11 protein-coding genes are annotated in these 12,703 nt (G+C 46.3%); 7 read left to right on the top strand and 4 right to left on the bottom strand.

The genetic code is table 11. The annotated features are described in order from the left end of the window. Positions 1–4: 4 nt before the first annotated feature. Together ATB78_RS07745 and ATB78_RS07740 are read left to right on the top strand one after the other, a co-directional pair. Positions 5–622: a glutathione S-transferase family protein gene (locus ATB78_RS07745; RefSeq protein WP_061008298.1), complete on the top strand. Its 618-nt coding sequence runs from the start codon at positions 5–7 to the stop codon at positions 620–622. Between the two features lie 294 nt (positions 623–916). Next, entirely contained in the window at positions 917–2,353 is a 1,437-nt protein-coding gene (locus ATB78_RS07740) for a catalase (RefSeq protein WP_009704876.1), read from the top strand. Positions 2,354–2,548: 195 nt separating this feature from the next. Here the strand turns inward: ATB78_RS07740 and ATB78_RS07735 are convergent, their stop codons facing one another. Both ATB78_RS07735 and ATB78_RS07730 read right to left on the bottom strand, forming a co-directional pair. Further along, positions 2,549–3,427: an NAD(P)-dependent oxidoreductase gene (locus ATB78_RS07735; protein ID WP_061008297.1), complete on the bottom strand. Its 879-nt coding sequence runs from the start codon at positions 3,425–3,427 to the stop codon at positions 2,549–2,551. Between the two features lie 116 nt (positions 3,428–3,543). Then, positions 3,544–3,912: a DoxX family protein gene (locus tag ATB78_RS07730; RefSeq protein ID WP_042600115.1), complete on the bottom strand. Its 369-nt coding sequence runs from the start codon at positions 3,910–3,912 to the stop codon at positions 3,544–3,546. Between the two features lie 101 nt (positions 3,913–4,013). On the opposite strand from ATB78_RS07730, the gene ATB78_RS07725 reads away from it, so the two are divergent. After that, a complete protein-coding gene (locus tag ATB78_RS07725; protein WP_061008296.1) occupies positions 4,014–4,901 on the top strand; it encodes a LysR family transcriptional regulator in 888 nt (295 codons plus the stop codon). A 63-nt stretch (positions 4,902–4,964) separates the two neighbouring features. On the opposite strand, the gene ATB78_RS07720 is transcribed toward ATB78_RS07725, so the two are convergent. After that, positions 4,965–6,836, bottom strand: coding sequence for a fructose-specific PTS transporter subunit EIIC (locus tag ATB78_RS07720; RefSeq protein WP_045398585.1), 1,872 nt, complete (start codon positions 6,834–6,836; stop codon positions 4,965–4,967). 232 nt (positions 6,837–7,068) lie between these two features. Here ATB78_RS07720 and ATB78_RS07715 point away from each other — a divergent pair, with 232 nt between their 5' ends. Together ATB78_RS07715 and ATB78_RS07710 are read left to right on the top strand one after the other, a co-directional pair. Continuing rightward, positions 7,069–7,368 (top strand): PTS fructose transporter subunit IIB, encoded by a 300-nt coding sequence (locus ATB78_RS07715; protein WP_005441202.1) that lies wholly within the window; start codon positions 7,069–7,071, stop codon positions 7,366–7,368. A gap of 12 nt (positions 7,369–7,380) precedes the next feature. Further along, positions 7,381–8,157 carry a PTS sugar transporter subunit IIA gene (locus ATB78_RS07710; RefSeq protein ID WP_053049134.1) on the top strand — a complete coding sequence of 259 codons (777 nt, stop codon included), beginning with the start codon at positions 7,381–7,383 and terminating at the stop codon, positions 8,155–8,157. 8 nt (positions 8,158–8,165) lie between these two features. Here the strand turns inward: ATB78_RS07710 and ATB78_RS07705 are convergent, their stop codons facing one another. After that, on the bottom strand, positions 8,166–9,008 hold the full coding sequence (locus ATB78_RS07705; protein ID WP_005451367.1) for an AraC family transcriptional regulator: 843 nt from the start codon (positions 9,006–9,008) through the stop codon (positions 8,166–8,168). 382 nt (positions 9,009–9,390) lie between these two features. Between ATB78_RS07705 and ATB78_RS07700 the strand changes: the two genes are divergently transcribed. Together ATB78_RS07700 and manA are read left to right on the top strand one after the other, a co-directional pair. Next, the gene (locus ATB78_RS07700) at positions 9,391–11,298 is read left to right on the top strand and encodes a fructose-specific PTS transporter subunit EIIC (protein ID WP_039975052.1); all 1,908 of its coding nucleotides are present in this window, start codon (positions 9,391–9,393) and stop codon (positions 11,296–11,298) included. Positions 11,299–11,375: 77 nt separating this feature from the next. Continuing rightward, positions 11,376–12,608, top strand: coding sequence for a mannose-6-phosphate isomerase, class I (gene manA / locus ATB78_RS07695; protein ID WP_061008295.1), 1,233 nt, complete (start codon positions 11,376–11,378; stop codon positions 12,606–12,608). The last annotated feature ends 95 nt before the right edge of the window (positions 12,609–12,703 follow it).

The raw sequence follows: 12,703 nt of genomic DNA, 5'->3' as shown, positions 1-12,703 counted from the left end.
TTCTATGATTAAACTGCATCATTTAAACCAGTCTCGCTCAAAACGCATCATTTGGTTGTTAGAAGAATTGGGAGTGGATTATGACATCGTGCCTTACCTTCGTGACAGCGTCACTTTCCTTGCGCCACCTGAGCTCAAGAGCATTCACCCACTCGGCAAGTCACCTGTATTGGAAGATGGCGACGAGGTCGTTACAGAGTCTGGTGCTATCACTGAATACTTAATTGAAAAGTATGCAGATGGACGTTTTGCACCAGTGCGTGGCAGCAAAGCTTACACGCAGTACATTCAATGGCTGCATTTTGCAGAGAGCTCAGCCATGGTTCCCCTGCTGCTCAAAATGTTTGTTGCTAAAGATGGCGCACAGACCAATTTCCTTGCGGACTACGCCGATGCGGAAACCATGAAAGTCATGGGCTACGTTGATCAAAGCCTAGAAGGGAAAACCTACTTTGTAGAAGAGCGACTAACAGGCGCGGATTTCATGATGTCTTTTGTCGTCGATGTCCTAAACAAGTTTGGCGTCATTGAGCGCTTCCCAAACATCCAACGTTATGGTGCACAGCTCGCGACTCATCCTGCGTTTACTAAAGCAGAAGAACTTGAAGTGAAATTCGGTTAATCGAGCTGAGACCTTCTCAAACCGTTGAGAATTTCTGTCTATTTCGGGAATCTTTGAAATAGACAGAAATCATTCACACCAAACATGCCTGAATGCCATTTATAATCCACACGACAAATAATGTTAATTGACATAAAGCCATTAATTAACAAACACTTAAAGCATAGGTGATACCTATCACACTGATTGCTAATAACAGTTTTTTTCTTCTCAATTGCAGCGTTATTCTCCTCGCATAACTTTCGGATTCATCCAAAAGACAAGATTTATTATCACTATTGCAAGGAAATTCAAATGAGCAAGAAATTGACTACAGCAGCAGGTTGCCCTGTCGCACATAACCAAAACGTTATGACTGCAGGTCCTCGTGGCCCTCAACTATTACAAGACGTTTGGTTCCTTGAAAAATTGGCACACTTTGACCGCGAAGTGATCCCTGAGCGTCGTATGCACGCAAAAGGTTCTGGTGCTTACGGTACGTTCACAGTAACGCACGACATCACAAAATACACTCGCGCTAAAATCTTCTCTGACATCGGCAAAAAAACAGAACTATTCGCTCGCTTCACTACTGTAGCTGGTGAGCGCGGTGCAGCAGACGCAGAACGCGACATCCGTGGTTTCGCACTAAAATTCTACACTGAAGAAGGTAACTGGGACTTGGTTGGTAACAACACACCAGTATTCTTCCTACGTGACCCACTAAAATTCCCAGATCTAAACCACGCAGTAAAACGCGACCCTCGCACTAACATGCGTAGCTCTACCAACAACTGGGATTTCTGGACATCACTACCAGAAGCATTCCACCAAGTGACTATCGTAATGAGTGACCGTGGTATCCCTGCGTCTTACCGTCATATGCATGGTTTTGGTAGCCACACATTCAGCTTCATCAACGCAGAAAACGAGCGTTACTGGGTGAAATTCCACTTCAAAACTCAGCAAGGCATCAAAAATCTAACTGACCAAGAAGCAGAAGCAATCGTAGGTAAAGACCGCGAAAGCCACCACCGTGACCTTTACGAAGCGATTGAGCGTCAAGACTTCCCTAAATGGAAGATGTACGTACAGATCATGCCTGAGCTAGAAGCGGATGAAGTCAACTTCAACCCATTCGACCTAACACGTGTATGGTCTCAAAAAGACTACCCACTGATCCCAGTTGGTGAGTTTGAACTGAACCGTAACCCAGAAAACTTCTACGCAGAAGTTGAGCAATCAGCGTTCAACCCAGCAGCAGTCGTACCTGGTATCGGCTTCTCTCCAGATAAGATGCTACAAGGTCGTTTGTTTGCTTACGGCGATGCTCAACGTTACCGTCTAGGTGTGAACCATCATCAAATCCCAGTGAACGCACCTCGTTGCCCTGTTCACAGCTACCACCGCGATGGCGCAATGCGCGTTGATGGCAACTTTGGTTCAACACTAGGTTACGAGCCAAACTACAAACAAGAATGGGCAGAGCAACCAGATTACTCTGAGCCACCTCTACGCATCAACGGCAACGCTGATCACTACGATCACCGTGTAGACGAAGACTACTTCAGCCAAGCGGGTGACTTATTCCGCCTGATGAGCGAAGAGCAACGTCAAACTCTGTTCGACAACACAGCTCGTGCAATGGACGGTGTGCCAGAGTTCATCCAACAACGCCACGTTCAACACGCATACCAAGCGGACGAAGCGTACGGCAAAGGTCTTGAGATTGCACTAGGCTTAAACAAGTAAGCGAATGCGGTAATCATCACACTGTGTGATTAAAAGACATAAAAAAGGAGGTGCCCAACAGCACCTCCTGATTTCAAATCACTAATCCTTAATCACTATCCACAACCAATGCTCAAGGTGATTCATTATGATCAACTTAGATTTCTTTAAGCTCTTTGATACCAAAGAACTGTTTATCTATTACTGATTCATCAACTACTGATTTTTAGCGACCGCTTTGATCAGTACTGATGTATCCATGCGACCTAAACCATCACGTTGAAGGTCTGCGTATTGCTCATCCACTTTCTTAGTCAGTGGAAGCTCTAGACCCACTCGCTCTGCTTCTTGCAGACAGAAACCCAAGTCTTTGCGCATCCAATCAATAGCGAAGCCAAAATCGAACTTATCTTCCGCCATCGTATTTGCGCGGTTTTCCATCTGCCATGAACCTGCAGCGCCGTGCTTCAACGTTTCTACAACTTGAGCGATGTCCAAGCCTGATTTTTGTGCCAGCAACAAAGCTTCACTCAGCCCTTGTAAAACGCCACCAATACAGATTTGGTTTACCATCTTACAACGTTGACCCTGACCGTTTTCGCCCAGTAGCGTCATCTGCTTCGCGTACACATCCATCGCCGGAGACACACGATCAAAAATGCTTTGTTCACCACCACACATGATGGTTAGAACACCATTTTCTGCGCCCGCTTGACCACCAGAAACTGGCGCATCAATGAAGTGATTGCCGTACTTAACACACGCTTCAGCCAGCTCAACCGCTAGGTCTGAAGAAGTCGTTGTGTGGTCCACTAACACGGCATCCGCTTTCAAGCCAACCAGAATGCCTTCTTCACCGTAAACAACGCTACGAACGTCATCATCATTACCCACACAGGTAAAAACAATGTCACAGCCTTCTGCCGCTTCACGTGGTGTTTCACAAGCCACGCCTTGGTATTCTTCAGCCCATTTGTCGGCTTTCGCTTTTGTGCGGTTGTATACTTTGGTTTCAAAGCCCGCTTTACTTAGGTAACCAGCCATTGGGTATCCCATCACACCCAGACCAACAAATGCTACTCTTAGTTTTTCCATTGCAAGCCTCCTTGAATTCGAAATAAGTGACGTTTTGAAACTATTACTATTTGAAACAGTTAATATTTGAAACATGTTACTAAAGATTTCAGAACATTACTTGCAATAATTTCGTCTTAAATAAGCGCAACAAACTCAATCAAAGGCGAAGCCACCAAAAGTGATAATAAAAGCGTCACAATGGACGGAATCGCATCTTTCCAAGTATCAAAACGAAAATGGAAAAACATCGCACCAACTGAGGTGAAAACAATAAAACTTGCACCTATCGCACTTAACAAGTTGTTCGTCGATAACAAGCCAATTAACATCAAAATTGCACCCGTTACTTCAACCAGTCCAACCAAAAACATAGCGGCACGGTTCAGTCCATATTTATGAAAGAAAGCGAGCTGAGGCTCAAAAATCGGCTTCACCCAACCGATGATTTTGATAGAACTGGCAAACAAGAAAAACGCGATTAACAACCCTTGAATCAACACCATAATTTTAACTCCCGAACAGATGATGGAAGTATTAAAGCATTCCACTTAAAACTTAAGGAGAGTAGTATTTCGCTACTTATCATTCCAAACAGGAATGCATCATGGATAAATTTGATTGTTTGAAAGTCTTTTCTCGTGTTGCTCAGTTAGGTTCATTTACTGCCGCGGCTAACGAACTCAATACCACTCAGAGTGCGGTGAGCAAGAAGATCGCTTGGCTTGAGAGTGAAGTCGGCATCACCTTGTTTCATCGTCATGCTCGCGCTATCAGCTTAACTTCTGGTGGAAAACAATATCTCGAACTGGGACAAAAACTCATAGAACAAATGAATTCCTTCGAGTCGCAGCTTAGACAAGAACAAGCATCGGTCTCTGGCGAGCTCAAGCTTTCAGTGCCGAGTGCGTTTAGCGTTCGCTTGTTATCTGCGCCACTGAATGAGTTCCTCAACCAACATCCAGAGCTTAGCGTTGATGTGTCGGTTTCGGACAAGTTTGTCGATTTAGTTGAAGGCAATGTTGATATCGCGATTCGTGCCGCCTACCTAAAAGACTCGGGTTTAAAAGCTCGTTGGCTGATGGATAACGAATTAGTTTACTTCGTGTCTCCCAGTTACCTCGACAAGCACAAACCTATTCATACCGCTAACGATTTGAGCAAACACCTTTGCTTAACCTACTCACTCTCCAATCCGTCTAACTTATGGCGTTTCAGCGATGGTGATGAAGCCATTAAAATCAAAGTGAAAGAGCAAGTTCGAAGTGATAGTCCTGAGATGTTGGTGCAAATGGCGAAGCTTGGGCAAGGTATCGCTGCAATGCCAAAATGGATGGTAGAACAAGAGCTTAATAACGGTGAGTTAATTCAAGTACTAACGCAATATCAATCAGTTAAGCTACCAATGTACTTGGTTTACAAAGATAGTGAGTACCAACCTCAGCGCATTCGCACTTTCATTGATTTCTTGGTTAAGCACTTTTCTCAGGGATAAAAAAAGCTCCATCAAAAATGATGGAGCTAACTAGCAGATAGCCTTAGTTAGGGGGCTACATACTTAAGGGATTCTTTTCGCCTGCAACAGTGCTGCGGCATTGAGCATCGCGTCTTTAGTGCTGACATCCAGCACCTTCATTTTTCTGAATCGTTCTGGCTCTTTGATGGCGACATCGTGAGCGAAGATAACAAACCTCGCCTTGGCGATATCTTTGTCAGTGATTCGGTTAATGATGCCGTTCGCACCTTGCGTTTCGACCTTGATCTTAATGCCTAACGCACAAGCAGCTTTTTCTAATGACTTCGCCGCTAAGAAGGTGTGTGCTACACCAGATGGGCAAGACGTTACAGCAAGAATGTCTGCTTCGCCCTCGCCTTGCACAGACGTGTAAGCTTGAGATTGACCAACCGGACTGTCGTCTTCTGTGACTGTCTTCTTAAGCGCAATAACAATCAATGCTGTGGTAAACGAGCCTGCGATTGTGCCGACTATGTAGCCAATCTTGCCATCTACAACTGGCAGTACAATCCAGCCGCCCCACGGAGCATGGTTAATCACATGGAACATAAATCCAATCACGTTACCGACAATGCCACCAGCAACAATCGCAGGCAGTACGCGAGCTGGGTCACCGGCAGCAAACGGAATCGCCCCTTCACTGATGCCAATCATGCCCATGATGCCCGCGGCTTTACCGGCCTCACGCTCATCACGTTTAAACTTACTTGGCGACAAGAAGGTCGCTAACGCCATGCCCAAAGGCGGGGTACAAATCGCAATACCGACACCACCCATTAGCCACGGCTGAGTATTCACTTGAGTCTGAGCAAACAAAGTCGCCACTTTGTTGATAGGACCGCCCATGTCAAATGCGGTCATTGCACCCAGTACAGTGCCCAACATCACTTTGCCAGAGCCCGCCATACCTGTGAGCACATCGTTCATGGTCGTCATTGCGCTCGCGATAGGTGAACCAATCACCCACATCACTGCGCCACAGGTGACAAACGTACCAACCAGTGGGTAGATAAAGATCGAGCCGAGCGAACTCATGCTGTCCGGCAATTGAATCTTCTTCAGCAGCCAAACAACAAAGCCGGCGAAAAAACCGACCACAATCGCGCCCAAGAAGCCGGTGTTGTAGTGACTAACCGCAATCCATGAGCCAATCATGCCCGGAGCCAAACCCGGCTTATCCGCAATCGAATAGGCAATGTAACCACCCAATACCGCGGTAAACAGCGTCAAACCTGCGATACCCATCTCAGCGATATCTGCCAGAATACCTTCTTCCGGAACACCGCCATGGCCTGAAATCATCACGGACAGAGACAATAACACGCCGCCCGCGACAATAAACGGAATCATATGAGAGGTGCCAAACAGCAAGTGTTCTTTCATTCTGCCGAGCTTTTGCGCCCAAGGGCTTAGAGGCTCAGACGCAAACTCTAAAGGATCGATACCCGAGTCATTCGCGTTTGATTGAATATCAGTAAGTAGCTCGCGCGCTTCCTCCACTGACTCCGCCGCTTTTAACTTATTGACGAAACCATCTTCAATGATTTTGGTGGAAATTTGTGCCAAGACTTCGATGTGGTGATGGTCATCCCCATCCGGAGAAGCCAGCATAAAAAATACGTCAGACAGTTCGCCGTCATCAGCACCGTAATCAATCCCTTTTCGGCTGATGCCCACTGCGACTGCAGGTTTAGCGACCGCATTACTTTTGGCGTGAGGAATGGCAATACCCTCATCAAAGCCGGTATTGCCAATCTCTTCTCGTTTCCAAATGTCCGCCAAGAACTGACTTTTGCTAGTGAGCTTGCCCGCCGCGTCCAACAATTCGACGAGCTCTTTGAGCGCTTCATCTTTGGTTTGAGCCTGCAAATCCAAGCAAATGGTTTCCGGCTCAATAAGGTTTAATATGTCCATTGTTTGTACCTTGCAATGTTCACGCTCGTGAGTCATGAGTTATTTGTTCCATCTATGACTGTGTACAGAGTAACCAACACTTTCTGTTTTCAATACAGGATAAAAAGTGCATTAACTGGATTAATGTAACATGAGATTTAAACTGTGATAGAGCTCTTGCGATTATCTGCTTTAAATCCATCCTTTCGTCGACCACTATGCTAAAATCCACAAAAAATAAAATGGATAGAACATGAAAATCGTAGCGGTGACAGCGTGCCCTACAGGCATCGCTCATACTTATATGGCGGCAGATGCTCTAATGAAAGCTGCGCCTAAGCATAACGTACAAATTAAGGTCGAGACGCAAGGTGCGATGGGTATTGAGAATCAGCTCACTCCCCACGACATTGCACAGGCAGATCGTGTCTTAATTGTGTCCGATATTGAGATTGAGCAACCAGCCCGCTTTGAAGGCACCAACAAAGTCCAAATCCCAATTGAAGATGTGTTACTCAATGTCGATAAAGTGTTCCTCGTGCACTGTCGATGATACGCTGCGCTGATGAACGAATACCAAATCACCTTTTTTGTCGACGATATTAATGCCAGTGCTCACGTAGCGCAGCCCCTCAATCGCGTTGCCAAAAAGTTCAAAAGCACGATACACATCATCAACATAACCCAAAACCGCATCGCTGAACTCACCAAGTCAGTCGCGGTTTTACAGGTCGGCTTACAGCAAGGCGACCTGTGTCAAATCACTGCTATCGGTATTGATGCCGAGCTTGCCTGTTTCGTTATCAAAGACATCATTGCTGAGAACTTTACCGTTGTGGGTTCCCACATTAATTACGAGTTCTCAAGCCAACTTGCAGAGCGACTTCCCCAGATTTGCCCACCGTGTGAAATCCAATGGCATTACGCCAAAGCGCACACTGAGCTCACCAAATTTGAGTGCTTGAAAGGGCTAGCGCAGCTTATTCATCCGATTCACCCAGACGAACTCATTCTCGCCTTTATCAAACGCGAAGAACGATCTTCGACCGCAGTAACACCGGGCGTTGCCCTGCCCCATGTTATGTTCGAAGGTGTAGACCACATTTCTATCGCAGTGATCGCTAACGAGATTCCGATGGATTGGGCATCCAAAATGGGTGAAGTGCATCTTGCTATAGCACTAGTAATGCCAGCGAAACCCACACGCGAGCACATCATCGCGGCAACCAACTTAACCCGTAACCTGCTGACCGACCAAATGGCTGAGCGTTTACTGCTAACAAAAAGCAGCGTCGACTTGCAGGCGCTTCTGATGTACGCCATGTCGAGGCTGCTTGCTTAGGGTCTGTTCTAGATTGAACCGCGATATTCCGTCGGCGTTCTGCCCGTGCGGTTCTTAAAGACTCGGCAGAAGTAGTTCACATCTTTAAATCCACAGCGCACCGATACCTCATTCAACTTAAAGTTGTATTTCTTGAGCATAAACTTCGCGCGATCTACTCGAACCCACGTAATGTAATCGGCTAGCGTCATATGACCTTGTTGACGGAACAAACGCGACAAATGGTTAGAAGAGATGCTGAACCTCGACGCAATACTGTCACGCGTAATTGGGCGGTGGAAGTTCTCTTGGATGTAGATACAAATGCCCTGATACAGATCTTGTACTCGGCTATGCGCCTGCGTCTCTATAGGTGCATCTAACATCGACTTAGCGTATTGCAACAAGGCTTGCAGCAACAACTCATCCATTGGCTTCTTATTACACTCACGAGCCAATGAACTCAGCGCTTCCAAGATATTATCAATCGCAAATCCAGAACGAGTTTGAATACTGTGTTTTTGAATATCGTAAAAGCTCGCTTCCCCTTTACGTTTGGACACGAGACTCAAACCCAATTGGCGGCGACCAAAGAGAATACTTAATACCGAGCAATCTGTATCCCAGTCAGGTTTATTCCAACAGTTAGGCGGAATAAATATCGCATCACCAGTTTTCGCCACGATATGCGTCACTTTGCGATCATGACTTTCCATTTCATTAATATATTCACCAGACAAGACCAATTCTAATCGAGGGAAGTTAACCTGATAGCTAAATTCAGGTGGTGTATGAAAATCACCAGCAAACCATATATTGTGGAATGGTTCTCGCTCGTTTAATACTGATGAAATCAAATCATGAAAAATCATTTTACGTACTCTTAAACACGCATCCATGATGCTATACCTATAGATATACACCCTACTGGATTTTTGTGCTATTGAGCAAAATCACACTTCCATTTTAAGGTTACAAAAATCTAGTTAACGCATCAATTATCCAGTCTATCAAATCATCAACAAAGCCTTTAAAGCCTTATATATTGGAGCAATAACACATTTTACTTATGGTTCACCGACTTCCACATAATGTCACAGATATGCAGTAAGTTTATCCAGTAGACGATCTACATCACACTCTAGTCGGGCGGTTACAATCGTCCAGTAAATGCATTTTTTCTTCACTACTGTCTCTGCTTGGTTAATTTCAAAATACCCCTGAAATAAAAATTATATTTATAGGGGTTCGACAATGATCACCAAACTAATAAATGAAGACTTGATTAAGCTTGATCTTCAAGCGACTTCAAAAGAAGACGTATTTAAAGAACTGGTTGCAGTTCTACACGCCCAAGGTCGTATTTCAGACCAAGAGCAATTTCTTGCAGATATAAAAGCACGTGAAGAATTAGGTAACACCGGATTTGAGGATGGCGTTGCTATCCCACACGCGAAAAGTGCCGCGGTTCTTGAACCAGCGGTTGTGATCGGCGTAAGCAAATCAGGTATCGAATACGGCGCGGAAGACGGTTTGCCTTCAAAACTGTTCTTCATGATCGCTTCTCCAGACGGTGGCGATAACCACCATATCGAAGTACTTGCAGAGCTGTCTTCAAAACTGATTGAAGATGGTTTCATTGATGCGTTCTTAGGTGCAGCAAACAGCCAAGACGCACTGGCACTCCTACTTGCTAAAGAAGAGCCTCAAGCAGTGACAGACGCACCAGCAAACCAAGGCTTCATCATTGGTGTTACTGGTTGTCCTGCGGGCGTAGCGCACACTTACCTAGCGGCAGAAGCGCTAGAGAAAGGTGCAGCGGCGATGGGTTACGAAATCAAGGTTGAAACGAACGGTTCAATCGGTGTGAAAAACAGCCCAACCGCAGAAGAAATCGAGCGTGCAGACGCAATCATCGTGGCATGTGACAAGCAAGTCGACATGAACCGCTTTGCGGGCAAACGCGTGGTTAAAACCAACGTAAAAGCCCCTATCCGCGATGCTCAAGGTCTGATTAACGAAGCGTTAAGCGCTCCAGAATACCAAGCAGAAGCAAGCAGCAATGCACAAGCGTCTGTGGCAAACAAAGCCTCTCAGGCTCGCTCTGACCTCTACCGCTACTTGATGAACGGTGTATCACACATGATCCCATTCGTTGTAACGGGTGGTCTGTTGATTGCACTTGCTCTTGCAGTCGGTGGTCAGCCAAGTGAAGCGGGCATGGCAATTCCTGAAGGCAGCATGTGGAACCAAATCCTCAACGTAGGTGTGGTTGCCTTTACGCTGATGATCCCAATCCTAGCCGGTTACATTGCTTACGCGATTGCTGACCGTCCTGCTCTAGCTCCTGGCTTGATCGGTGGTTGGATTGCAAACAACGGTTCTTTCTACGGTGCAGACGCAGGCACAGGCTTTATCGGTGCCATCATCGCTGGTCTGCTTGTGGGTTACTTCGTGAAGTGGATTACGTCGATTAACTACCACAAATTCATTCAACCTTTAGTGCCAATCATGATTGCGCCAATCACAGGTTCGTTGTTCATCGCTGGTCTTTTCATCTTCGTTATCGGCGCGCCAATCGCAAGCCTAATGGACGGTCTGACTGCGCTACTAACGAGCATGAGCACAGGTAACGTCGTTCTGCTGGGTATTGTACTTGGTGGTATGGCTGGCTTCGATATGGGTGGTCCATTCAACAAGGTCGCATTCCTATTCTCTGTGGGCATGATTGCGAGTGGTCAAACTCAATTTATGGGTGCGATGGCGTGTGCAATCCCAGTTGCACCTCTAGGCATGGCACTGGCAACGGCGCTTGGTCGTAAGTTCGACCTGTTCGAAGAATCAGAAACAGAAGCGGGCAAAGCAGCTGGCGCTATGGGTCTGGTTGGTATCTCTGAGGGTGCGATTCCGTTCGCAGCGCAAGATCCAATGTCAGTGATTCCAGCAAACGTACTTGGCTCAATGGTAGCGGCAGTAATGGCGTTCTCATTCGGCATTACCAACAGCGTTGCTCACGGCGGTCCAGTTGTCGCTCTACTTGGCGCGATGAACCACCCAGTACTTGCTCTGATTTGTATGGCAGCTGGCGCAGTGGTTACCGCAGTAACGTGTGTAACTCTGAAGAAAGTTCGTAAAGCAAAAATGATGCAAGCAGCCGCTTAATCACCCCTACCCCCAAATGGCTCCTATGGCTTGGGCAATGTCGCCCAAGCCATGATTTTCTCTCATGGTGACACTCTATGTCTGATTTAACGATGTCCGATACACAAACGATTCAAACTCAAGCTAAGCATCCGATGTTTTTCCTGATGAACAACGTGATTCAAAACTACGCTTGGGGCAGTACTACTTCTGTTAACCAACTGTTTGGCATTGAAAACCCAACGGGTGAACCACAAGCAGAAGTATGGATGGGCGCGCATCCAAACGGTTGCTCATTGGTGATGGTAAACGGTGAGGAGACCAAACTGTCTTCACTGATTACTCAAGACATGAATGCCTTTCTGAGTGAAGAAGTCGCAAACCGTTTTGGTGAACTTCCATACCTGTTTAAAGTGCTTGCCGCTGAGAAAGCACTGTCGATTCAGGTTCACCCAAACAAACAACAAGCAGAGCTAGGCTTTGCACTGGAAGAAAAACAAGGCATTCCCCTAACCGCTGCAAACCGTAACTACAAAGATCCAAACCACAAACCTGAGTTGGTTTACGCGCTAACCGAATACCAAGCGATGAATGGCTTCCGCCCAACAAGTGAAATCATCAGCTTCTTCTCTGAGTTGGCGATTCCTGAGCTGCAAGGCTTGGTGGATGACCTTATCGCAAACCAAACGCCAACAGGCTTGGCGACCTTCTTCTCGGGTCTACTGTCACTAGAGGGCGAACAGAAAGAGATGGCGTTGACGGTGCTATTGGCTCAAGCTCGCATCACCGACTTACCTCTGTTCAACCTTATTCTTGAGCTAGAGAAGCAATACCCTGGCGATATTGGTTTGTTTGCGCCACTTATGCTTAATGTGATTACCCTACAACCGGGTGATGCCATGTTCTTAGATGCAGAAACGCCACACGCTTACTTAAAAGGTACAGGTCTTGAGATCATGGCGAACTCAGACAACGTACTACGCGCTGGTCTGACACCAAAATACATGGACGTGAAAGAGCTCGTTGCGTGCACACGCTTCAACGAGAAGCCATTCGACAGCCTATTGCTTGCACCAAACGAAATCGACGATATGTTGGAATACCCAATCCCAGTCGACGATTTCAAATTCGCCATCGTTAAACAAGCTCACCAGCGTACTCTAGAAGTTCAAACCGCTGAGATCCTTATGCCTCTGGATACCAAACTTGTGCTAACTCACGCAAACGGCGAAACATGCGTAATTGAAAAAGGACAATCTGTTTTCATTCCGGCTTACGCAAAACAGGTTACTTTGGATTGTGAAGGTCGTGTCGCACGCGCTTACAGCTAATCGTTATTATTGATAGTACGCCACTAAAACCAACGCCTCGCCACTCGCGGGGCGTTTTGCTTTTAACCCTAGTCTTTTTAACCCTAGTAAACCAA

Source organism: Vibrio sp. CUB2 (assembly GCF_001557945.1).
In the GTDB taxonomy this organism is placed as follows: domain Bacteria; phylum Pseudomonadota; class Gammaproteobacteria; order Enterobacterales; family Vibrionaceae; genus Vibrio; species Vibrio owensii.
This window is presented reverse-complemented; position numbering and strand designations above follow the sequence as displayed.

Bases quoted from the DNA above. Each gene is read 5' to 3' on its own strand.
- ATB78_RS07745 (WP_061008298.1), top strand. From the start codon at position 5: ATGATTAAACTGCATCATTTAAACCAGTCTCGCTCAAAACGCATCATT.
- ATB78_RS07715 (WP_005441202.1), top strand. From the start codon at position 7,069: ATGAAAATCGTAGCGGTGACAGCGTGCCCTACAGGCATCGCTCATACT.
- ATB78_RS07740 (WP_009704876.1), top strand. From the start codon at position 917: ATGAGCAAGAAATTGACTACAGCAGCAGGTTGCCCTGTCGCACATAAC.
- ATB78_RS07730 (WP_042600115.1), bottom strand. From the start codon at position 3,912: ATGGTGTTGATTCAAGGGTTGTTAATCGCGTTTTTCTTGTTTGCCAGT.
- ATB78_RS07705 (WP_005451367.1), bottom strand. From the start codon at position 9,008: ATGATTTTTCATGATTTGATTTCATCAGTATTAAACGAGCGAGAACCA.
- ATB78_RS07725 (WP_061008296.1), top strand. From the start codon at position 4,014: ATGGATAAATTTGATTGTTTGAAAGTCTTTTCTCGTGTTGCTCAGTTA.
- ATB78_RS07720 (WP_045398585.1), bottom strand. From the start codon at position 6,836: ATGGACATATTAAACCTTATTGAGCCGGAAACCATTTGCTTGGATTTG.
- ATB78_RS07710 (WP_053049134.1), top strand. From the start codon at position 7,381: ATGAACGAATACCAAATCACCTTTTTTGTCGACGATATTAATGCCAGT.
- ATB78_RS07735 (WP_061008297.1), bottom strand. From the start codon at position 3,427: ATGGAAAAACTAAGAGTAGCATTTGTTGGTCTGGGTGTGATGGGATAC.
- manA (WP_061008295.1), top strand. From the start codon at position 11,376: ATGTCTGATTTAACGATGTCCGATACACAAACGATTCAAACTCAAGCT.
- ATB78_RS07700 (WP_039975052.1), top strand. From the start codon at position 9,391: ATGATCACCAAACTAATAAATGAAGACTTGATTAAGCTTGATCTTCAA.